Annotated in this window: 17 protein-coding genes; 7 read left to right on the forward strand and 10 right to left on the reverse strand. The window is 42.3% G+C overall.

All coding sequences use genetic code 11. From position 1 onward, the window contains the following. Positions 1 to 5 precede the first annotated feature (5 nt). Positions 6 to 758, forward strand: coding sequence for an outer membrane protein OmpK (locus H5164_RS07095; protein WP_124015098.1), 753 nt, complete (start codon positions 6 to 8; stop codon positions 756 to 758). Positions 759 to 856: 98 nt separating this feature from the next. Here H5164_RS07095 and udp read toward each other — a convergent pair whose 3' ends face one another. Further along, positions 857 to 1,615, reverse strand: coding sequence for a uridine phosphorylase (gene udp / locus H5164_RS07100; RefSeq protein ID WP_124015099.1), 759 nt, complete (start codon positions 1,613 to 1,615; stop codon positions 857 to 859). Positions 1,616 to 2,072: 457 nt separating this feature from the next. Between udp and H5164_RS07105 the strand changes: the two genes are divergently transcribed. Then, the gene (locus H5164_RS07105; protein WP_124015100.1) at positions 2,073 to 2,288 is read left to right on the forward strand and encodes a YdcH family protein; all 216 of its coding nucleotides are present in this window, start codon (positions 2,073 to 2,075) and stop codon (positions 2,286 to 2,288) included. An 83-nt stretch (positions 2,289 to 2,371) separates the two neighbouring features. Here the strand turns inward: H5164_RS07105 and H5164_RS07110 are convergent, their stop codons facing one another. After that, positions 2,372 to 3,547 (reverse strand): type III PLP-dependent enzyme, encoded by a 1,176-nt coding sequence (locus H5164_RS07110; RefSeq protein WP_124015101.1) that lies wholly within the window; start codon positions 3,545 to 3,547, stop codon positions 2,372 to 2,374. 354 nt (positions 3,548 to 3,901) lie between these two features. Between H5164_RS07110 and H5164_RS07115 the strand changes: the two genes are divergently transcribed. Next, the gene (locus tag H5164_RS07115) at positions 3,902 to 4,735 is read left to right on the forward strand and encodes a mechanosensitive ion channel family protein (RefSeq protein WP_124015102.1); all 834 of its coding nucleotides are present in this window, start codon (positions 3,902 to 3,904) and stop codon (positions 4,733 to 4,735) included. Between the two features lie 230 nt (positions 4,736 to 4,965). Here the strand turns inward: H5164_RS07115 and H5164_RS07120 are convergent, their stop codons facing one another. After that, positions 4,966 to 5,949 (reverse strand): nucleoside hydrolase, encoded by a 984-nt coding sequence (locus H5164_RS07120; protein WP_182755365.1) that lies wholly within the window; start codon positions 5,947 to 5,949, stop codon positions 4,966 to 4,968. 457 nt (positions 5,950 to 6,406) lie between these two features. On the opposite strand from H5164_RS07120, the gene H5164_RS07125 reads away from it, so the two are divergent. Further along, on the forward strand, positions 6,407 to 6,823 hold the full coding sequence (locus H5164_RS07125) for a hypothetical protein (RefSeq protein WP_124015104.1): 417 nt from the start codon (positions 6,407 to 6,409) through the stop codon (positions 6,821 to 6,823). Beyond that, complete coding sequence (locus tag H5164_RS07130) at positions 6,820 to 7,014, forward strand: helix-turn-helix transcriptional regulator (RefSeq protein WP_124015105.1); 195 nt, start codon at positions 6,820 to 6,822, stop codon at positions 7,012 to 7,014. The genes H5164_RS07125 and H5164_RS07130 overlap by 4 nt, the downstream gene beginning before the upstream one ends. A gap of 491 nt (positions 7,015 to 7,505) precedes the next feature. On the opposite strand, the gene nhaC is transcribed toward H5164_RS07130, so the two are convergent. Then, complete coding sequence (gene nhaC / locus H5164_RS07135) at positions 7,506 to 8,918, reverse strand: Na+/H+ antiporter NhaC (protein ID WP_182755367.1); 1,413 nt, start codon at positions 8,916 to 8,918, stop codon at positions 7,506 to 7,508. Between the two features lie 437 nt (positions 8,919 to 9,355). Between nhaC and H5164_RS07140 the strand changes: the two genes are divergently transcribed. Further along, positions 9,356 to 10,489 carry an ADP-ribosylglycohydrolase family protein gene (locus H5164_RS07140; RefSeq protein ID WP_182755369.1) on the forward strand — a complete coding sequence of 378 codons (1,134 nt, stop codon included), beginning with the start codon at positions 9,356 to 9,358 and terminating at the stop codon, positions 10,487 to 10,489. Here H5164_RS07140 and ovoA read toward each other — a convergent pair. The 4 genes from ovoA to H5164_RS07160 form a co-directional block, all read right to left on the reverse strand. Continuing rightward, complete coding sequence (gene ovoA, locus H5164_RS07145) at positions 10,461 to 12,623, reverse strand: 5-histidylcysteine sulfoxide synthase (RefSeq protein ID WP_182755371.1); 2,163 nt, start codon at positions 12,621 to 12,623, stop codon at positions 10,461 to 10,463. The two genes, H5164_RS07140 and ovoA, sit on opposite strands and share 29 nt — an antisense overlap. Positions 12,624 to 12,742: 119 nt before the next feature. Next, positions 12,743 to 13,876, reverse strand: coding sequence for a MalY/PatB family protein (locus tag H5164_RS07150; RefSeq protein ID WP_182755373.1), 1,134 nt, complete (start codon positions 13,874 to 13,876; stop codon positions 12,743 to 12,745). Positions 13,877 to 14,161: 285 nt separating this feature from the next. Continuing rightward, entirely contained in the window at positions 14,162 to 14,821 is a 660-nt protein-coding gene (locus tag H5164_RS07155) for a thiopurine S-methyltransferase (RefSeq protein ID WP_124015110.1), read from the reverse strand. Between the two features lie 98 nt (positions 14,822 to 14,919). Beyond that, on the reverse strand, positions 14,920 to 15,267 hold the full coding sequence (locus tag H5164_RS07160) for a hypothetical protein (RefSeq protein ID WP_182755376.1): 348 nt from the start codon (positions 15,265 to 15,267) through the stop codon (positions 14,920 to 14,922). 289 nt (positions 15,268 to 15,556) lie between these two features. Here H5164_RS07160 and H5164_RS07165 point away from each other — a divergent pair, with 289 nt between their 5' ends. Continuing rightward, complete coding sequence (locus H5164_RS07165) at positions 15,557 to 17,383, forward strand: protein kinase domain-containing protein (RefSeq protein WP_182755378.1); 1,827 nt, start codon at positions 15,557 to 15,559, stop codon at positions 17,381 to 17,383. Between the two features lie 143 nt (positions 17,384 to 17,526). Here H5164_RS07165 and H5164_RS07170 read toward each other — a convergent pair whose 3' ends face one another. Together H5164_RS07170 and H5164_RS07175 are read right to left on the reverse strand one after the other, a co-directional pair. Next, positions 17,527 to 19,923, reverse strand: coding sequence for a zinc-dependent metalloprotease (locus tag H5164_RS07170; RefSeq protein ID WP_182755380.1), 2,397 nt, complete (start codon positions 19,921 to 19,923; stop codon positions 17,527 to 17,529). A 39-nt stretch (positions 19,924 to 19,962) separates the two neighbouring features. Then, positions 19,963 to 23,673 carry a response regulator gene (locus H5164_RS07175; RefSeq protein WP_182755383.1) on the reverse strand — a complete coding sequence of 1,237 codons (3,711 nt, stop codon included), beginning with the start codon at positions 23,671 to 23,673 and terminating at the stop codon, positions 19,963 to 19,965. Between the last annotated feature and the right edge of the window lie 143 nt (positions 23,674 to 23,816).

Below are 23,816 nucleotides of genomic sequence, written 5' to 3' on the forward strand. Positions count from 1 at the left end.
GAAAAATGAAAAAAATCTGCCTATTAGCAACACTTATACTTTCTCAAAATGTTTTTGCTGATGACTTAGTGCAATGGTGGGATGTTAGCGCAACTGTCTTGCATGGCGAAAACTATGACTTAGCACCATCAGAAAGGCAAACCACTATTACGCTGGAAACCGCTGGTGGCTGGAAATATGGCGATTGGTTTGTCTTCCAAGATTTTATTAATTTTAATGGCAATAATAACGGTGTTGATAGCACCACTTATGGCGAAATTTCACCGCGTTTTAGTGCGAGCAAAATACTAGGTCAGCCAGTTGGCTTTGGTGCGATAAAAGATGTCTCTTTAGCACTGACTTTCGAAGAAGGTGAAGGCCCAGTTAACAGCATGCTTTATGGTATTGGTTTAGACATTGACGTACCATTTTTTAGCTACTTACAGCTAAACACCTACCGTCGTGATGCCATAAGCAATGGCAATATCAGTGATGGTTGGCAATTCACCCCGGTATTTAGAATCGACATGCCTATCGGTAATGCCAATATAATTGTTGATGGTTTTATTGATTGGGTATTTTCTGCCGACAATAACGGCTATGACGAAAACCTACACATTAATCCGCAAATCAAATATGACTTAGGCAAAAGTTTATTTGGTGATCACAAACAAAACCAGCTGCTAGTCGGTTTTGAATATGATTACTGGCAGAGTAAATATGGTGTTGCTGGTATTGATCAAAATACCTATTCAATCATTGCACAATATCATTTCTAATCCGCGTAGCAATTGATAATAATCAGCTAACAAAAAAGGTGCCTAGGGCACCTTTTTTAATAGGTATTTTTACGTAATCGCTGATTAAAAGCGTTAACTTACGCTAGCAATTTTTTCGCTGCTGCGACAACAATAGAAACAGCACTCACTTCAGTTTTCTTCATTGTTGCTTCATCAGGAATTTCTTGCTGTGTACGGTTAACAATAACACCCGCAACACATGCTGCACGCCAACCTTGAGTCGCACACATAGTAAATAGTGTCGCTGATTCCATTTCATAGTTCAGCACGCCCATTGATTGCCATTCTTTCATAGAACCAACAAAACGCTGAGTAATGCGACCAGACACAGTATCGTAACGCTCTTGACCTGGATAGAAGGTGTCAGAAGAAGCAGTGATACCAACATGTGGTTCTACACCTGCATCACGACATGCTGCAACCATAGCTGTAGTACATTCAAAGTTTGCTGCAGCTGGGAACTCAAGCGGTGCAAAATGTAAGCTCGCACCATCTAAACGTACAGAAGCTTGAGTGACAATAACATCACCTACATTGACGTTTGGTTGAATGGCGCCAGTGGTACCTACGCGCAAGAATGTTCTTACACCTAGTTGTGCTAATTCTTCAACGGCAATAGACGTTGATGGTCCGCCGATACCTGTTGAACAAACAACCACAGCTTTGCCATCGATATAAGCTAAATAGCTAGTATATTCACGATGACTTGCTAAGAATGTTGCATTGTCCATTAGCTCGGCAATTCGCTTAACACGTTCTGGATCACCAGGAACGATTGCTAAGGTTGCGCCATCTAACATTTTTTTAGTTAATCCTAAGTGAAATACATCGGACATTATGAAAACCCCTTTCATTTTTGAATATTAAATTCTTATATCACAGACTTTAACCTAGTCTTTCGAACGATAAGGTTAACTTGATCACATATAAATTCATAATAGATAATATTGATTCGTTAAATTATTACTAATAAATGACCATAACCCACCAAATACATGGACTTCAGCATAATGGAGGACAGGCATAAACAACAATCTATTTATCTAACCCAAAAAGCATTAACGTGATTTACATCAAGTTAACCTAACAGCAATGATTCTAGGCTGAAGCTAACCACCATCACAGAGTGTCACGCGCATACAATAGTCGCTTTAATATATGCCATCTTTGGAAGAGCTGTTGATACTGCTGCAGGGACTCATGATTTTATACAATCAATGTCAATTACCATAATGCCATTAATCTGTTCGATATGAGATCGGCATTGTCAACTTAACTTATAAGGAGTCACGTATGTTTCCAGAGTACCGAGATTTAATTACAACACTTAAAACAACTGATAATCATTTTTTAAAAAAATTTAATGAACATAATCAGCTTGATGCAGAAATTACCGAATTAGAAAAACACAGTAGCAGCGATGCTACACCAGAGCTAAAACTAATGAAAACTAAGCGATTACATCTTAAAGAACAAATATTTGAGATGTTAAAAAGCCATCAGGAATAAAACTAAGTTCAAGTCACAGATAAAAATAAAGGACGCACTAGCGTCCTTTTGTCTTACAAAGAATGATATTTAAAACCAATCAGTTAAAGGTAATAATCTTTAAGTGGCGGAAAACCGTTAAAACAGACTGCCGAGTATGTGGTGGTGTAAGCACCTGCAGTTAACCAATACATGCGGTCACCAATAGCAAGATCAACCGGTAAACCATAACTGTAATGCTCGTACATAATATCAGCGCTATCACAGGTTGGTCCGGCAATCACACACTTATCTAACTCCCCTCTGCGGTCAGTGTAGATAGGGAATTTAATGGCTTCGTCCATGGTTTCAATTAAACCAGAGAATTTACCCACATCAGTAAATACCCAACGCTCTAAAGCGGTGTGCGACTTACGTGAAATCAACACCACTTCAGATACCAATACGCCGGCATTTGAAAGTAATGAACGACCCGGTTCTAAAATGATTTCAGGCAATTCATCACCAAAATCTTCTTCTAGGAAATGCTTAATCTGCTGTGCATAAATGCCTAACTCATTAGTTTTATCCATGTAGTTAGCAGGAAAACCACCACCTAAGTTAATCATTTTAAGTACGATGCCATGTTCTTCTTTTAAACGGTCATAGATACTTTTTACTTTGCCGATAGCAGAATCCCACGCACCGATATCACGTTGTTGTGAACCTACATGGAACGAAATACCATGAGGTTGTAAGCCTAACTCTTTTGCTAACACTAATAAGTCATAAGCCATTTCATTTTGGCAACCAAACTTACGCGATAAAGGCCAGTCAGCGGTGTGGGTACCTTCAGTTAAAATACGTACATATACTTTTGAACCTGGAGCTTCTTCAGCAATCATACGTAAATCAGCTTCAGAATCTGAAGCGAACATTCGAACGCCTTGCTTATAGAAAGAGCGAACATCTACACGTTTCTTAATAGTGTTGCCGTAGCTAACACGATCAGTAGAAACGCCTATCGACGTCACCATTTCAAGTTCGTAAATGGATGCAATATCAAAGTTTGAACCTTTATCTCGCAATAAAGTTAAAATCTCTTTGGCCGGATTTGCCTTAACCGCATAATAAATATTTGCGAAAGGAAAATTGGTAACCATATCATCGTATTGTTTCGCAACGATTTGGGTGTCAATAACGACAAATGGCGTTGGCTTATCTTCAGCAAATGCCTTAATGCGGTCAAACGTGTCCTTGTCATAATAATCTGCAACATCAATCGATTGAAATTGGCTCATTAGGCCAGTGCCTCCTGTTAGTTGGGCGAAAAAAGTGTCAATGCTATTGTGTAAAAACATGCGCAGTAAACGATATTTCTAATCATTACGCAACGAATTTTTATGCAGGAAGTGTAGTTTTTTATTCTTTAAAGCAATTTAATCAAAATGTCTAAATTGCCAACCCACTTATCCGCATAATTGATTCGCTTTTGTGCATAAAAGTATAGTCATTCGTGAAGATAATGCGCATGAAGCCGGTAAAATATTTCACTATGATGGCTTTTACACTCGCCTCAGATTTAGCCCTGAGTATGAAAAGTTGTTATTATCTAGGTTGATATCAACTCAATGATCTTCAATAAGGAACATTAAATGAACGAACCCAGTTTAGATCAAGAGCTCCAACAACTGCAAAATGTTTATAGTCTCATCACTGAGTTTGTCATTGAATATAGCTTTCAAATCGCAGGCGCAATTATTATTTTCTTATTGGGGCTTTGGCTTGCCAGTAAAGCTGCCAGCATAGTCGCCGCTCAACTGCAAAAACATAACATTGATATCACCCTCAGTAATTTTGCCTCAAACTTAGTCAGAATAATTATTATCGTAATGGTCGCGGTAATTTGTTTAGGCAAACTGGGAATTAGCGTAACACCTATGGTGGCTGCAATTGGTGCCGCATCTCTAGGTGCGGGCTTGGCATTACAGGGCATGCTAGCTAATTATGCTGCTGGCGTTACAATTATTGTTACCCGCCCTTTTGTGGTGGGCAATACCATTGAAATTAAGGATGTTAGTGGTGTTGTCGAGACAATAAAATTAGGCCAAACCATTTTAACGAATGAAGAAGGTGAGCAGATCAGCATCCCCAACAAACATATTATTGGCGAGATTTTACATAACTCATTCGCTTATAAGCTGGTTGAGAATAAATTTAATATTGATTATCAAGCCGATGCCGATCACATTATCCAATTAATAAACGCTGTACTAGCCGCCTCACCTGCGATTTATCAAGAAAAGAAACCCTTGGTCGGCATTAATGGCTTTAATGCTATCGGTATTGAGATTGGCGTACGCTATTGGGTGCCAACACAACGTTACTATGAAGAAAAATATCACACCAACTTAGCCATTATGAAGGCGCTAACGGCAGCAAACATTACTATCCCATGTCCTGTGAAGGAAATTCATTTACAGCGCTAGTATTAGCATTTGGGCGGTTAGTCTTCAGCGCTATGGAGGCCAGCACATAACGCTTAGCCCCTCTCGTTGCAGCATAAGCTAACGTCTAACTAAAAGTCGCGAGGGTTACACCCAATATAACGAGTCTGCATGCTATGCAATTTTTACATCGCAGTGGCTCAGCCGGCACAAAACAGCCAAAAACAGCACCGTTATCTGAGTAAATACAACTGCACTTTTACGTTAATTCACTAACTGGATGGTTTCAAGCGTGCGGCATATTCGATGATACTGCTGCGATATAACTCCAACAACTCGAGATTTTTTACTGCAACACCGACCTTTTGTGAGGGCTTACTCATCCATTCATCATGCATATACACACGGCTATCTAATTTCTGAATAGTCATTCCTTCAGCGACTCCATCGGTCACGACCCTTATTGGCCCTTCTCTGAGAGTAAAAAGCGCTGGATTAATCACATAGGCAATCGCTGATGGATCGTGTACATGGCAAGCCTCGAGGCCAACTTTTTCACTGTAAAACCGTAAATAGAACCGGCTAATATCCCAAATAAACTGGCCTACCTCACCAGCATCATCGCGCAACTTATCAAGATACTCTCGGGTAAAGAAACTTTGCTCGGTGACATCTAAACCAATCACCACCACAGGCCAAGAGGCGGTTAAAACCATATCAGCCGCATGAGGGTCATCATGAATATTGGCTTCAGCAAATGGAGTCACATTGCCACTGTGATTGTTCTCACCAAAGGCCCCACCCATGATGACCACTTGTTTAACTAAATCAACAATCGTGGGATCAGCCTGAAGCGCGAGTGCAAGGTTAGTTAAAGGACCGATAGCTACCAAGGTAATTTCACCTGGCTCGGCTTTTACTGTATCGATAATATATTGATATGCAGGACGAGGATCCGCTTGCCCCTCGACCTCAGAAGGAACCATGACATCACCAAAACCACCTTCGCCATGAACAACTACTGTAGGTCCTAGCGGAGATCGTACGATAGGTTTACTCGCACCTGTGACAATATCAGCCTGTAACTGATATTTTTGCTTAAGATAAAGCGCATTATGGGTCGCATTTTCAATGGTCACATTGCCATAAACCGTGGTGATCGCTTTTAGTTCAATTGCTGGATGCGCTTGGGCAAATAGAATCGCAAATACATCATCAATACCGGGATCTGTGTCTAATATAATTTTAGTTATCATGGGGATAGCTGTCCTACTCAATTTAGGTGAATTGATTAAAATGATTTTTACTAGCTATTTGGCGATTATACTCATAGACACTTCTATGTATATCAACAAGATAGTCGACACTTTAGTCCAATATAAATACACAGAGGCTCATGAGTGACTTAGCACTATACAAAAATCATCATGATGTAAGTGTGATAGCGCCTAAACTTGCAACTAAAAGTGCCCTCAGTTATGCGCTTACACTCATATTTAATCACTCATTTATTCATTCGCTAAAAACCATAAATAAGTTCATTCATCACTCGAATGACACAAGGTGATGCTTAGTTAAGGGTTTTGCTTCTATCATCAATTTAAGCCACGACTAAAAGTAAAGTGTGCTTGACATTTATTGTGAGGTTGCGTTAACTTAAGTCAAGCTTACTTTACTTAATGACAAACAAACACGACCAAAGGAGTATTAATCATGTCATCACAATCAGATCCACGAGACTGGAAAAACGCCAACAAACAAAACACTGCTCGCTTAGCAAAGTGGACCTTCGCTTGGGTGATCACTATGGCCATAGCAAACTTTGGCCCAATATATCTGTGGCAACAACAAGCTATCACAGCTCTGGCCATTGGGATTAACTTTATAATTGGTATTGGGATGATTATGGCCAACCGCCGCCAACTACTTGGCCTAGATGAGCTACAGCAAAAAATTCAATTACATGCGATGGGACTCAGTCTAGGGGTGGGGTTAATAGTTGGTTTGAGCTACTCAAATTTAGACACCACTAACCTAATAAGCGGTCATGCTGAGATTTCACATTTGGTCATTATCATGAGCCTAAGCTATTTAGTTGGCATAATTCTAGGTCATAGGAAGTATCAATGAAAAATCGCTTAAAAGTGCTCCGAGCAGAGCAAGGCTTTACCCAAGCACAGCTAGCTGATTTACTTAATGTTTCTAGGCAAACCATTAATGCGATAGAAACCGGTAAGTTTGATCCCAGTTTACCATTAGCCTTTAAAGCAGCCAGATTGTTTAACTTACCCATTGAAAGCATTTTTGAAGACGAAGTCTAGCTAGTAACATTAAAAATAAACATTATAAAATACCCATATTATGCAAAATCAAACTTATGTTTAACAGAGGATATTTTAGGCTTTATTGAGTTAAGTTGGATGCATAAAACCGCATAAAACCGCATGAAAGACAGAGATAAAATTAGCATTGTGACGCTAATTAAGCTTATTGAACGCTAATATTTAACTCTTCGGTTATGGATTAACGTCATTTTATTGGGTATGTGAACATCATTAAAACAGTGGGCAAACAACTAGAGAGGTAAGACAACTCACCCTTAACGTTAACTGAGTTTGACTATTTAGCCTGTATATTTCAAACGTAAAATAGGCCTTTTATATTAAAAAGGCCACTGTGACGCTTAAGAGGAATAATCCATATTCTCTACAATACATGTTAAACACCCCAGCGGTCGATTCAACTCAAGCATTGACCAGATTTACAGTATTAACCCTAAAAGCCCTACTGACTGATATAAGATTAATCCCCTTTATGTCAGCGCAGGTTTGGTTTTTGATTTGAGAAGACCAATGCCAAAGGCGGCCATTGCCACTGCTATGATGGCATTAAGGTAGTTGAAAAAAGCATAGGGTGCGTAGTCAAGTACGTTTACCCCTAGAGTGGCAGTATAAAAGGCACCGGCCGTGGTCCACGGAATAAGGCCTGTGGTCATAGTGGCCCCTTCTTCTACTGAGCGCGAAAGAATGGCTGCCTCTACATTTTGTTGCTCATATTTGGGCTTAAACAGTTGGCAACTTAGAATAATCGAAATATAAGCCTCACCCATAGCAATGTTACCTAAGAAGCCGGACATAATCGTCGTCGCAATAAGTGTGGCGGTGCGCTGCACTCTTTTTATAATACCGGCCAATAGTGCGCTGAGAAATCCCGCGCCGTGCAAAATTCCGCCTAGCGCGATAGCCATTAACGCCAGCAGTAAGGTCCAGCTCATGCTGCTAATGCCACCGCGACCAAGCAAAGCATCTAAACTGGCAATACCGGTTGATTCGGGCGTATTTTCCCACAGCGCATTTAGCACAGAGATAGCACTTTGTTGCTGATAAAAAATCGCAATTAACACAGCAAGTATAATACTGCATGACATAGTCACTTCAGCGGGCACTTTTTTAATGCTCAGTACCGCGAGTAAAATCAGGGGTAATAAGGTGATCAGCGGCGTAAGGCTGTAATTGTTAGCAAGTGCTGTTTGAATTGAAGTGACCTCTGCCAAGTCTATATTTTGCTCGCCATAGTTCAATCCGATCACTAAAAATATTAAGAAAGTGAGGATAAAGGTCGGCGTTGTGGTGAACAGCATGGCATAAATATGTCGATAAAGATCGGTGCCAGCACTCATAGCGGCGAGGTTTGTGGTATCTGAAATCGGCGACATTTTATCACCGAAGGTGGCACCGCAGACAATCATACCTGCAACCAAAGGCAGGGGAATATTCATGGCAGAACCAATGCCAATAAAAACCACGCCTAAGGTGCCGACGGTACCCCAAGATGTTCCAGTTGCTAGCGACATCAAGGCGCACAGTAATAAACCGACAGCCAGAAACAAACTCGGACTCAGCCAACTAAGGCCATAATAAATCAGCGTGGCGATGGTGCCACTGTGCATAAAACTGGCAATCACCATGCCGATCAATATAAATATATAGATGGCAGGCATGGCTCTGGTGAGGGCGTTAGTCATCAACTCACGTATATGTATATAGCCGTAACCAAGACTAAAAGCGTTGAGTCCTACCCACAACAGACACAGAAACATCAATGTATGCAGGCTGATCCCTAGACCAAAAAGCCCACCAGCAATGGTGATGATAATCACGCTAAAACAGATAAGAGACTGCAAAAAACTAGGGCTACGGGGTAAGTTGGGAGTGATTACAGACATTGGCACACATTATGGTAACAATTGAGATAAAGCTGAGTATATCAGTACAGATAATTGGGTAAACTATAAACAAGCAGGATATCAAAAATAAACCTTTCATCTTTTAGCCGCAATGGTTTAGCCCCGAAGCAAAAGCCAAATCAACAGATATATCATCATAGATTGCTGTACATAATCTGTTACGTCCTCTATATCTTCCACACACTCAAAAAGCGGTTGTACTTGTCGGGGTGAAGATTATGGTTGCGAAGTAAATTTATCCTATTGCCTTAAAAAAACATCTAGTCTGGTATAAATGACGTATCAAGGATGACCACATACGTTTTTAATCAATATTAACATGGTAAAAATTACCCATTCGTTATCGATTCGTAAGCTATTGTTGCGATATATAATGTATTTGCGCGTGTTTTATTCCATGTAAAAGAGGCATTACCATGGATCACAACCCTTCTCAGCCACTTCGCGTTACCTGGGCACTTAAAACAAGCTTTATTGCTGATGCTTTAGCCATGCCAGTGCATTGGTATTATCAACCAATGGAAATCGAGCGTGCTTTTACGGGTGGTATTCAGCGCTTTGAAGCTGCACCTGAGTGTCACCCTTCATCTATTATGTCATTGCACTCAAAACACAAAGGAGGGCGACAATCCAATGCTCGGTCGTCTAAGGGACATGCAGCTCACGATCAGCCGCCGCAAGTAATAGGCGATATTATTTTAAAAGATAAGGCGCAGTTTTGGGACAGACCGAATGTGCATTATCATCAAGGCATGCAGGCGGGTGAAAATACCCTTAACGCCCATTGCGCTCGCGTACTGATGCGCACTCTGGCGAGTTCGCCACAACGCTACGACCGACAAGCATTTGTTAATGCCTATATTGACTTTATGACAATGACTCCCGCCGCTCATCCCGATACTTATGCAGAGTCCTACCATAGAGGATTTTTTGCTAACTTAGCACAGGGACGCAAGCCTGAAAATTGTGGGATGATAACTCACGATACTGCATCCATTGGTGCATTGGTAACCATAGCGCCTTTGGTGTTTTCAGAACGACTTAAGGGCATAAGCGAAGCCGAAATAAAGATTACCTGCCGAGCGCATCTGGCCTTAACCCATCCTGATGAATCCTTAATGCAGGTGTGTGATAGCTACGTACAACTCTTGTGTGCTCTGATGGAAGGGCCGGATGAGACCAGCACTAAAGCACTTTTACTTGAAGCAAGTAAAGGCTTAACGAGTACTCATTTAGCCGGTCTGTTAAAACGTAATGTGCCCGACAATCAGGTAGTCGGCCAAGTGTTTTCAAGGGCATGTTATATTTCAGATTCTTGGCCTGTGGTCTTGTATCTGGCCTGTAAATACCAACATGATCCTTGGCAAGCACTGCGAGTGAATACTAACTTAGGCGGCGACAACGTACATCGTGGCATAGTGCTGGGAACCTTGCTTGGATTGCAAAGCGACATTGTGGCCACCAGCTGGTTTGAACAACTGGTAGACCACAAATTGATTGCAGAGGAAATTGAGGCGCTTATCAGCGAGGCAAGCGCTCCCAAACCGTAAGTTCAGACAAGGTATGCTGAAACTTGTGCTGAGTTTCACGGATCACAAACGGCACTTTGCGCGGCTCACCGATCAACTTAAAGTGGCTTGATAGTTGATCTTTCAAGCCATCTAACGTGCTGTAGTTTTCACCATCTTTTTTGAAACCCCCTATCCATTCTGCCTTGGGTGTATGTTCTTCCAGCCAAGTGTAAGGCGATGCAATAATAAGCAAACCGCCGTCATTGATACGCTGTGCCATATCCGCCAGAAAACGGCTTGGCTGGTAGAGCCTATCAATCAAATTAGCTGCTAGCACTAAATCATAAGCAGTGAATTGGGGTTTGAGGTTACAGGCATCACCTTGATGAAATGCGACACGGTTTGCATAAGCTTCCAACCCTAGTTCTTGCAGGGTTCGAGTATGATAGCTCACTAATTCGCCTTCTTCCGCTCGGGCATAACGCACTGCACCTTGCTGTGCCATTTTAGCCGCTAGGCGAGTAAAGTTGGCAGAAAAATCAATACCGTCTACTTCATCGAACTGACGCGCCAACTCAAAACTTGCTCGACCACAGGCACAGCCTAAGTCAAGGGCTTTAGCTGTGGGTTTACCCTTCATTGCCTCAAGTGCAATATCAGCTAAGGCCTTAGGAAAATTCTCTACGCCATACCAGGTGTCACCAAAGTGAAACTCTGCATATTCTGACAACAACTGGTCACTTTCGTAGTAAGCCTTATGAGACGTTGCCTCCACTTCAGAGGCAATATAGCGAAATCCTGCGTGCTGCAAAAAGTGACGCCTAAATGCATAACGTGCACTAAGGCGTGCTTCATTACCACTTGAAATCCATGAACCACCTTTGATCAGGTTGTGTTTACCATCAAAAGTTGGCGTGGTGAAATCGTCATACAATGGGTGTACTTTAAAGTTATCGAACGGGTAAATCGGCGTTTCGGTCCATTGCCATACATTGCCCACCACATCAAACCAATTACCATGTTGATAGCGCGTTACCGGGCAGCATGAGGCAAAATGGTCAAGATGCAAGTTAGCATTGGCGGCACTATTCCCCAACTCTTCGACGCCCGCTTGTGCACACAAGCGATACCATTCGTCTTCAGTTGGCATGCGAATTTGTTGCCCCGTTACTACTGTTTTCCATTCACAAAACGCTTTCGCTTCATGGTAGTTAACTTCAGCAGGCCAATCCCAAGCCATATCAACTTCTTCCGTCATCAAGCGCAAATACCAGCCATTATGCCAACGCCAAAATGCTGGGTGTTTCGCCTCAGTAAATTGCCGCCAAGCCAGGCCTTCATCGCTCCAGAAACGATTTTGCTCATATCCACCGTCCTCAACAAACTCGAGAAACTCCTGATTACTGACTAAATATTGGCTGGCTTTAAATTCAGCGACCTCGGCCTGATGTTGGCCATATTCGTTGTCCCAGCCATAGAAGCCACTATTAAGTGATTTGCCAAGATTTACTGAGCCAGCGGCAACGCTGATAAGTTTATTTTTTGGAGCTTGGCCAGTATCTTTGCAAGCTTGCCATTGAGGTAATGGCTGGACTTTGGCCAATTCATGTTGGCGAATGAGTACCGATGACGTCTCAAGGTGGATACGCTCATGCTCAATACCCATGACGATAGGCCACCAGGTGTTGTCCCAATCAATGGGTAGCACCAGGTCCAAGGTATCAATTAATGTTAATACTGTGGCACGTACTTTAGCGCGATAGTCTTTTACCGCAGCAACACTGGGCCAGTCATAACTGTCTTCAGACAGATCATCCCAGCTCATTTCATCAACACCCACCGCAAAAATTGATTCCATATGAGGATTAATCCTATCGGGTATCAGTTTTGCCAATAGTAGCTTGTTGATGAAAAAAGTGGCCGTATGCCCAAGATAGAAAATAAGCGGGTGGCGCAAGGGGATAGGTTTTTGATAAAAACCGGCATCATCGCGCAAACAATCAAACAGTTGCGTATAGGTATCAAAGGTGTTGGTGAAGTAAAGCGCTATTTCTTGGCGCTTATCATCCACGGTGCCACTGTTGAGCTTAGGGGTTCTGCGCAATGATCCAGAGTCAACAAACGTTGTCGATCGTTTAGCCATTTCTTGAGCGTTTTGTATAGGTAATGTCATCGTGGAACACGTTCCCTTAATTCTTATTCTACATTTATACGAGTAACTACTGGATGAAGGGTCAATTTTTTTACTTTATATTGATATTACCCGTAAAAAAACAAAAGTTTTGCCGGCGGTTAAACGTCTCTGCCCTGCAGTTTTTTAATGGCTTCGACTAAATAATCTCGTGAACAACCGAAGTTCAAGCGAAAACAGTCTTTATCACCAAAGTCTTTGCCCGCTGATGGGCCGACACCTTTGGCTTCACACCAGGCTTGCGTATCGGTAACTTGCAACCCGCTGGCATCAACCCAGAGTAAAAAAGTCGCCGCGGGTGCGATAGCTTTTAAACCGTCGATTTTGTTAATTTCAGTGACTAAATAATCGCGATTTTCTGTTAAATAAGCCACTTGTTGTTGATGCCACTCATCACAATGTCTGAAGGCTGCATTGGTGGCAGTAAGGCCTGTCACAGTGACCGATGGCATAATTCCACGGGCGGCATGGTTAAAGGCGGCTCTTAATTTTGCGTTGGGAATAATAGCAAAAGACGTACCTAATCCCGCAATATTGAAGGTTTTACTCGCGGCCATCAATGTCACTGAATGCTCAGCCAACTCTGGGTGCGCACTGGCAGGTAAATGTGGCACGTCATCTAAAATTAAATCACAGTGTATTTCATCGGAACACAGCATGACGCCATGCTTTGTGCAGATTGCTGCAATTGTGTCGAGTTCTGCTTGGTTTAAGACTGTCCCAAGCGGATTCATTGGATTACACATAATAAATAAGCTGGCTTTAGGATCCGCGGCCGCCGCTTCTAAGGCATTAAAATCGAGTGTCCAGCGCCCTGCCACTTTTATCGAGCCTATACAGGTTCGGTTGAGATGATTAATACCCGCTGCAGCTAATATAGGAGGATAATTGGGTGTTTGTACGATAACCGTATCCCCTGCTTGGCAATATGCTTTTATAGCCACATTAAACGCCGGCACTACACCCGGAGTCCACACTAGCCAACTGGGATCAATCTTCCAGTTATATTGACGTTGACACCACGCCACAACGGCCTCACAGGCATCGGTATCGTGAGCCGGTGAGGTATAACCGAACAGACCATCATCAATGCGCTGATGTAAGGCAGACAAAATAGGTTCTGCACAGCGAAACTCAGTATCAGCAATCCACATAGGCAATATATCTGTACCTTTGTATTTTTCCCATTTATGGGCTTTTGACCATCTGCGGTCAGGTTTATCACTGAAATTCATTGCGGATCCTTTGATTATTCATGTGGTAGCCTACAGAAAATAGCTGACTTAGCCTGTTACTATTAACCCTTGGTTTGGCCTTAGTTATGCTCTTACTCTACCTGTACAGCTAGACTCGGTCCGTGAGCTGGCACATTTAGCGGCAATTTATGCCTACGCTGAAATCGATTTGTGTCCACCGATAACGCTTAGAGCATAACCCTTATGCCCTCCACTACAATGACTTAACAAACTATTGAACCTAAAAAACCTACAGAGTATATCGGTAGGTTTTTGGGGGCATTGTTATGATTTTCGAGTCAATTTATACACAGCTTCATTAAGCCAAGGCACCTGTTTATAAACAAACCTAGAGTTATCGGCCAACACGTCAGCACACTCAAGTAATTCGACCGTAAAATAAGCTGTTAAGTAGGTTTCAATCCAGGTTGGACTCACAGCAAACGGTGGTCCTTTTAGAGTTTCTTGTGGGTAATCAAGGGTAATGAGTAAACCACTAACATCAGCAGGCACTAGTGCAGCTAGTGTATGAACATACTGTTGGCGCATTTCTTCAGGCCAAGCAATCAGTGCCGCGCGATCATAAAAGCCGCTAATCGATGATGTTAATTGGGAAGGTAGAGTAAAAATATCACCTTGATATAAGGTCACTTGCTCGGCAGAGAATACCGCGTGATCATTAATACGAGACTCTTGATACACTATATCGTTATCAGTAAAAAAATCTTTTACCGCGATTAAGCTTAATTCACAGCCTAACACTGTATGACGCTGTTCGGCCAAATAAAACATATCTAACGATTTACCACATAAAGGAACAAACACCTCACTATTTTCAGGTAAGCCCAAATGCGGCCAATATTTTACTAAAAATGGGTTCACTTGGTTTAGATGAAAACCGATTTGTTGTAATTGCCATTTTTCATGCCAAAAGCTGGGTTCCATAATGCTATTCTTCAGTCAAGTTGCTAGTGTTGTGCAGGCTACTTTAAAGACTAAAAAAAAGGGATGCAACTGCCGTTACTGATTTAGCAATATGCGACCTAAACTTTGCCGTCTAGAGTCATTTGTACTTGTCTTAACCAACGACAGTTTTCACATTGGCACTTTCTTCGCGACATATGGTGTGGGCTTAAATTAGAATCGATGTAATCAACTGCGATTAATAATTGCTGCTTTAATTCGTCGATTGACTTCAACTCAAGTGCAACCATTTCATCATTATGATTAATCCACACACATTCTTCACCCTGATGACATGTTATGCATTGCTCATCACTTTGATTAAAAAATACCGCATGAGGACAATGGGTCACTTCCATAGACTGTAAAATTCGCTGCCGAGGAAAATTAAACAACTGAATTAATTCAGCTTTATTTATATTATGCATATAACCTCTCACAAAAAACATTCATTAACTGCTGCAACCATAATACCCAGTGTTGATTCATTTTGATTTGATATAGGTCAAGGTTTACATATCGGATTTTTTTAGATAGGAAGCCGCTGTTAATCAATTAAAAATAGCGACTGATATGGGCTCTTTGAGTGATTTGCAGCTAAAAAGGTTAAATAGACTTTATGATATATCAATGGAATCGCATGTTTTAAATAACCAGCACTTGCCGTCGTAAGGTTAATCAAGGTTTAATGAGTTAACAGTCAATGGAGGCTAACCTTTGCAAACACCGCAGCTGCAGCACTTTTATATTAACGAAGAGCAGTCTATCTATCTGCTAAGCGCTAATGACGCCCGTAAGCATAAAGCATGGGTTCGTCTGTGTAAGCAACAGCTCAGCAAGCTGGGATATCAACAAATTGAATTTATTGGTAAAGGCGCTTATGGTTTTGTGTTTGCAGGAGTCAATGAGTTTAACCAGTCGCATGTGTTTAAATTCTCAAGAGTAAATTTACCCCAAAGTGTTCAAGATAGGCTGGAAGAAGAAGCCTATATGCTCAGCCAAGTGCATCATCCTAACGTGCCTGGAGCGATTAAATTTGAACGCGTAGGTAAGCAGGGAATATTAGTCATGGAGCGGGCTCAAGGCGAAGATTTAGACAAAATTTGTCAGCGATTAGGTGCCTTACCCCCTGTAATGGTGGTGAGTATTGCCAGGCAATTGGCTAATATTTTATATTATCTGCGCAAAGGCAAGCCTCTAGTACACGGCGATATTAAGCCATCGAACTTAGTTTATGATATTGAAACCGACAAGCTATCATTAATCGATTGGGGGTCTGCGGTATTTGCTCAGCGAGATGAACACAACCGCGCGGTTGATGACAATGTTATGTCCTTATTATCCAGCGATCAGCAGCATACCAATGCTCGCATGGGAGATGTTTACTTTATTGGTGACGAGCAACTGAGTGGCGCATTATCAACACCAAGATTTGACGAGCAAGGCGCAGCGGCAACCCTGTATGCACTCGCATCAGGCCAAATCAGTCGTTTCGGCACCAAAGTCATTCCAGCCACCAGCATAGGATTGCCCATAGAACTGGCAAAAACACTCGATGCAATGCTCAGCGACGATGTAGAACGGCGCAATCTTGCTGGTGATTATTTCCTCAAAAGTCTGCGTCACAGCCATAGAATGCATTTACCGATATTATCGACTCCGCCGTTAACCCCCGACATTCCAGTGTGGGCCCAACCGCGCTCAAAAACGGTTGAAACCGTGAGTTATAGTTCACGAAAATCATTTTTAAAAGAGCACAATACTCAAGATCCCATTGCTAAAATGGATGATGTGCAACTGGATAAATATTATCGTAACTTTATGGCCGGTATGGCTGATACCGAAAAAGGCTTTATTGCTGCAGTAGGCCGTTTAGCACAGTATCCGATTGTCGGTGGTCTCGTGATCCATTGGCAAGAATCAGGGGTATTTATTGACTCCAATTTAGCCATTTACGATCCCGACAGCAAAGCACCGTTAATATTAGCGGTGAATAACATGGTCACTATGGCGCGGGGAATTAAACGAATCGGAGTATTTAAAGCTTGTTTCTTCAATGCTAAAGATACCTTGCATCTTGAGCGAAAAAGCACCGAGCACCAATATAAAATAACCGGTGAACTGCAAATGCCTTTTGAAGTCGGTGATGTGCCCACTTTAGAAGACAAATCTCGGCTGCATTCATACTTTGAAGACGGTAAAGATCCAGAAGAAAACTTAGAACTACCAGCTGAAATCATGACAGAACTTGGCTGGTTAAACCAAATACATCATACAGGTTGTATTATTTTTGAAGCGCTACCAAACCACTTAAAAATTCATAGCTATTTACGGTTATTAAATCCACGTAAACAAGCTTCGTTTCGGGCCTGTTTAGATCGTATTATCGCTCATGCCAATAAAATTCAAGGTCATGGGATTTCAGGCTTCATGAAACTGCCCTACAAGAATACCCGTCAATTTAGCCATATCGATCGTAAAGCAGATAACTTCTATCCTAAAAACCCTAAAGAGATTGATCATCAAGTTGCGCATAATGAGTGATGAAACTATATGCCATCATCCACTTTAATATTTTTAACCACATAACAAGCATGTTTTAAAGCTGCCACAAGCTAAAACGCGACCCGATAGGGTCGCGTTTTATTAGCCGTTAAAAATATTTGCCGTAAAAATAATGGGCTATGTTAAATCGGCGAGCCAGGTGGCATGTCCACAGGCTTAGTAATAAGTCGATAACTTGAGTCATCCATCCCTTTGGTTATCCCTTGAAATAACCAATCATAATGTGCTGATTGATAATCGCTACCACGATTACTGCGGCGTTTAAGCTGCTTAATAATATAATCAACTCTTGCCGCCAACTGGGCTTTCACTTCAGGGGCTGTTTTAGGATTATGATACGTCGCTAATAGGCCATCAATCACCACAGTGTTCACCCGCATTTGCTCTGCTAAACCTTGTCCACTAGGTAAATCTTGGTACAAGGTTGCGCCAACAAGTTTATCAATTAATTTAACCACCGACAGCTGCTGACTATCGCCCATATAGGCCTGACTGACTCGATTTAAACGCTCTGGCGCTAATAGTTGAGTCACAACATGACGGCTCATGACTTCAGCCATCGCAGCAGGATCGGTAATCACACCTAAGTTTGATCCAAAACTTTCACGGGTTTTAGCATAGTTTCCCGCTTTAGGAACCAAAGCTTGCAATACATTATTCGGTACTAATAAACTCTTGGTTTGCAAACTCATCAACAAGGTATCGAGTGCAGCAAATTGCATTTCAGGGCGAATATAATTCCAACGTACACCAGCGCCGACTTGTTGATAACTGTAATCTGTTCCGCCGATCCACTTTGCTGCGGCGTCGATTTGATAACGAGTCAGCAAGTAGATAGGCACAAACACATCGGCTAATTCGCCATGGGGCTCATCGGCTAATAATGCATCTGAATTAAAATCGTCAATCGCTTTACGGCGCACGGTTTCTAAACGCACTAACTCAGCAACAGCATCGTTACCACGATCCCATAAACTGGCATATGCATTACTGGCGCTAACACTGCGAGAATCTGCTTCACCAATATAACGAAAACCTTTAGTCAAGGTCGATGTTAACAATGCATCCGTTTGTTTTATATCACCATAACCATACGCTATGGTGTATTTATCCCACTCACCAATACCTTCACGATATGGGGTGGCGATATCGATTTTATCGTTTTGAATACTGGCATATGGGTGCGGATAATCCATCACCGAGGCATCATCATTTGTTGACGCGGCAAAGTTATGATCCAGTCCTAAAGTATGGCCCACCTCATGCGCGGCTAACTGACGAATACGAGCAAGTGATAATGCCATTGCCGCGTCGGCTGCGGCTTTACGATCTGGCCATCCAGCAATAAGTCCCCTAGCGATGAGGTGATCTTGGCGAACTCTCAAACTGCCTAAAGTGACATTACCTTTTATAATTTCACCCGTTCGCGGATCGGTAACCGCTGCGCCATATGACCAGCCTCGGGTGGCGCGATGTACCCATTGGATCATGTTATAACGCACATCTTGAGGGTCAGCACCTTCGGGCAGTAATTCCACCTTAAAACCATCGATAAAGCCAGCGTCAGTAAAGGCCGTTTCCCACCAGCGGGCGCCTTCGAGTAAGGCGCTGCGGATCGGCTCTGGTACACCGGGATCAAGGTAATACACAATGGGCTTAACCACTTTGCTAGGCGCATCCCCAGGCGTGACCTTCTGTAATCGGTGGCGTAATAAATGACGTTGTATCAGCGGTTGATCAACCGCAGTAGAATAATCGGCATATTGATCAGACAAATAACCGCTCATAGGATGATAATTGCGGGCTTGATAACCGGCCTCTGGCAGTTGTACAAATGAATAACGCACCCGTACAGACAGCATTTTACCGTCTGGAGTGACTTGCTCAACTTGCTTACCCGATTTGCTAGCCGTAAAGGTTAAATTAACATCAACATCTGCATTTCGTGCAAACGATTTAATCCCTTGCGGTAAAATGACGGAACGGCTGCGGTCTAAGCTATAGGTGCCTTGATTGGTTGCCGCCAACACATCAGTTACACCATGCAAATCATTAATCACTAGGTCATTAATTGCAACGATTGCCGTTTTACCTGCCACAACTTTACCGCGCCATAAAATCGACTCAGCAAAGGCTTGTGTAACCGCTTGGCGTTCAGCGACATTATCACTAGAGGCGCGAAAATTAGGATTAAGCTGCTTTAAAATAATGAAAGGGCCGTGCTGTTCAAATTGCACCATGCGGGTTTGGCCTAATTGGCCACGATCTAAACCAATATCATTTGAACCCACACCATGAGGTAAGCTGGTCAGCAATAAAAAGGGTTGATTGAGTTTATCTGCTTGTAGGTATAACTCAGCGGATTTAGCATCGTAAAATAGATTGATAAAGCCTGTTGCAGCCTCAGCATTGTTGATTATTGTTTGGGCTGAGTCGCTAGCCGCTATTGCGGCTGTAGAAAATAATGTTGCTGGCGTAATCGCCAGCAACAGTGCCAATGAAATACTACGGCGGACCATAATTAATCTCCTTGTCGGTAATGTCCTATCGTCAAAAGACTACTCGTCTTTATGATTGTGTTTATATGTAATCCAATGCGATAAGGTTTCAAATAATTCAGTAAGCACAATTGGCTTAGTGATATGGGCATTCATGCCTGCGGCTAAACTTTTCTCTTTATCACCGGACATTGCATGGGCAGTCATGGCAATAATCGGCATTTGTTCTTTACTAAAACGTTTTCGTAATTCTGCGGTAGCGGTTAATCCATCCATTATTGGCATTTGAATGTCCATTAACACGGCATCAAACGGCTTAGAATCGATCACATCTAACGCCACTTGGCCATTATCGGCAATCACCACTTCATAACCGGCACTTTTGAGTAATTCAGATGCCACTTGTTGATTAATAAAGTTATCTTCAACCAATAGCACTAAACCGGATGCTTTAGTAGGTTCGGCTTCAATAATAACCGGCATAGCATTAAGCTTTGGCTCTTTGGCAAAAGCATTAATAATTTCATCAAACAAGGCCGAAGCTTTGAACGGTTTTTGTAATACTGCATAAACAGAATCTTTTTGTAATTCATGGTCTAATGGTTCTGCTGCATAAGCTGTCATTAAAATAATAATCGGACGTTTTTCTAAGCTGCCGTCTTCAATCATTTGATCAACGGCTTTAATCACGTCACAACCGTTCATTTCTGGCATCATCCAATCTAGCAATAATAAATCGACCGGCTTTTTACGTAAAATCTCCAGAGCCTTTTGGCCGCTGTCGGCGGTATTCACTCCAAAGCTGAAATCTGTCATTAATGTAGAGTAAATCTGTAATGCACTTGGGTTGTCATCAACCACCAGTGTAGTGAGATTATTTAATTGTTCTGGCACCACTAATGGCTCGACGACTTGTTCTTCGGCAATTTCAAAGCTAATGGTAAAACTGAAGGTACTGCCCGATCCTAGCTCGGACTCTACTTGCATGGTGCCGCCCATCATCGACACTAAATGTTTACTGATCGATAAACCTAAGCCAGTGCCGCCATATTTACGTGTGGTTGAACCATCGGCTTGTGAAAAGGCATCAAACAGCATTGCTTGTTGATCTTTACTGATCCCAATACCGGTATCGCGTACCCAAAACTTCATGGTAATGCGGTCGTCACGCTCACCCACATCTTCACAACCCAGCTCAACTTCACCCGTTTGGGTAAATTTAACCGCATTAGACAATAAATTAACGATGACTTGGCCTAAACGTAGCGGATCGCCGTACAGGATAAGTCCTGCGGTGACAGGCGCATACAGCAGTAATTCAACGCCTTTTTCTTGCGCTTTCATGGCATTAATATCAATAACATGATCAAGCACTTTATCCAGCGGGAAAGCGACTCTTTCTAACTCTAATTTACCGGCTTCGATTTTAGAAAAATCTAGAATATCGTTGATAATGCGCAATAACGACTGCGCCGAGAAGCCAGCTTTATGAAGGTAATCTTGCTGTTGCGGGGTTAAATTAGTCCGTTGCGCCAACTGCAGCATGCCAATAATCGCGTTCATTGGCGTGCGAATTTCATGACTCATGTTAGCCAAAAACTCACTCTTATACATATTGGCCAATTCAGCATCTTGTTTGGCTTCGAGCAAGGCCACTTCGTTACTCTTCTGACGGGTAATGTCTTTGTGAGTACCTAGCATCCGCTTACTGCAACCGTCCTCAGAAAATTCGACGGCGCGACCTCGGGATAACACCCAGTAATACTGGCCATTTTTACCGCGCATTCTGAACTCAATTTCATAAGTACCAACCGGATCACGCACATACTGAGAGCGATATTCCTGCACCCGGTCACGATCGTCAGGATGATACAATTCATCGATTGATTCGAGTAATGGCGGAAATTCATGGGCTTGATAACCCAACATCGAATAGAAGGCGGGATTACAAATAATCTGTTCCGAATCAATGTACCAATCCCACAATCCATCTTCTACCGCATCCATAGCAAGATGATAACGTTGCTCAGACATCCGCAATTGTTCAGCTGCCTCGTACTCACGAGTAATATCACGCCAAACGGAAATCAAACCTAATAGGTCGCCACGGCGATTATAAAATGGCAGTTTAAAGGTATCGAGTAATACTGGTTTACCTTCAATATTTACCCGCTCTTGGTAACGTAATGAATGCTGTTGGGTCAATACTTTGTTATCTTCCTCACCAATGCGCTGGCCCTGCTCTGGGCTAACCACTTCTGATGAGGTTAAGCCAATAATCTCATTTTCGCGGTAACCCAGCATTCTTTCTGCTGATTTGTTACAGCCTAAATATTTACCCTCTTTGTCTTTAAACACAATCGCTTCAGGGATTGAGTCGATTAATGACCGCAGTAGTGCAAATTCACGTTCACGGCGCTCAGTCGTTTCACGTAAACGCTGAGTTCGGCGCGCCACTAAATTATCTAGGCGTTTATTTTGTTCGGCTAGATGATGAGTATATTGGCGGTTTTCTTCAAAAATACGGCTCACCAGTGCAAACCACGGCTCCCAGCCATGAGTCATTTTTTCCGGCGGTCTAATTGGTGTTTGAGAACACGCTTCCAAGTGTGTTAGCAAGCGTGAAGCTGGGCTAACGAATGCACGACGCGTTTGCCAATGCACAATAGTGACCAGCAGTGACAAGGCCAACACCACTAACAAAAAGCTCAGTTGCAGCTTGTCCCACGAATCTTTAAATAAATCATCTTCATCTTGCAAATACAGCAAGCGCCATGGGGCGTTATGCAGTGCAACGCTGTGAATATAATAGCCGTTACGTAAAATGCCTTCGTGGGCATCAAATAACTCAGATTCAGACAACGAATGTAACTCTGCCGGAATGCGCTGGCTAATGTGATAAACCTTATTCATCTCATTAGAATCAAAGTCACTGTGAGATAAAATATTGTTTTGCTGATCAAGCAAAATCACCGTACCAGGCATTTTAAAGTAAGTACGAATTTGCTTATCTAACGACGACAAGGTCATGTCTAAATTAATTGAACCAATAAACTCATCGTCTAAATATACCGGTAAACCTAGCGTAGTAATTAAGCCTTGGTGGGCTGAGTCAATGTAGGCCTCACTCCAAAATACGCTGCGTTGCGGGTTCATTGAAGGGGTCGATAATTGAAACTGTTTCTTATTGAGTAATTCATCTCTAAAGCGTAAGTCATTACTTTCCCATGGGTAAAATGACATCATTCGACGTTTAGAAATATAATAAATTGATGAGGCTTTAGGGGCTGCTTCTTTGGCAACGGGGAAAGATAATGATAGTTCAAACAGCATTTCCAACTCTTGGTAGAAGCTCTCACTACGTCCTTCTAGTGAGCCCGCACCAGTAATCCTGCCCATGTTAGTAAATGGCAAGCCGCTGTTAGCGTAATTGGGTTCTAAGGTAAAATACTGGCCATCTTCGTTAAACTTTTCATATTCTGGTAAGCGTTGTTTACGCACAAACTCACCTAAGCGTAGATGATCAACAGCCACATCACGTAAACTTTTCACGGCGCGAATACTCGACTCGAGCAATAAGTCGATTTGCATAACATGACGGGCAACCTGCTCTTCTCGCTGTTGAATTTGCTGCTCTTTTTGACGTTCAAACATAATGCCTGCCGTCAGTAACGCCATCACAATTACCCCGATATAAGTGTAGAACACCGCTCGGTTATAATTACGTTGAATAGGAGATTTTAGTTGTAAATCTGGCTCAGTCGGTTTCATTAACCACCCTTGATACAGCGTAAAAAAAGACCCGCTGTCGAACGAATAACACCAAAAAATTCGGTAATATAAAACTATTGATTATGATATCAGGAACATAAGCTCAAGCACATGTATTAATAGCCCAAGGGACTTGCCCAACC

The organism is Shewanella sp. SG41-3 (assembly GCF_014164545.1).
In the GTDB taxonomy this organism is placed as follows: Bacteria; Pseudomonadota; Gammaproteobacteria; order Enterobacterales; family Shewanellaceae; genus Shewanella; species Shewanella vesiculosa.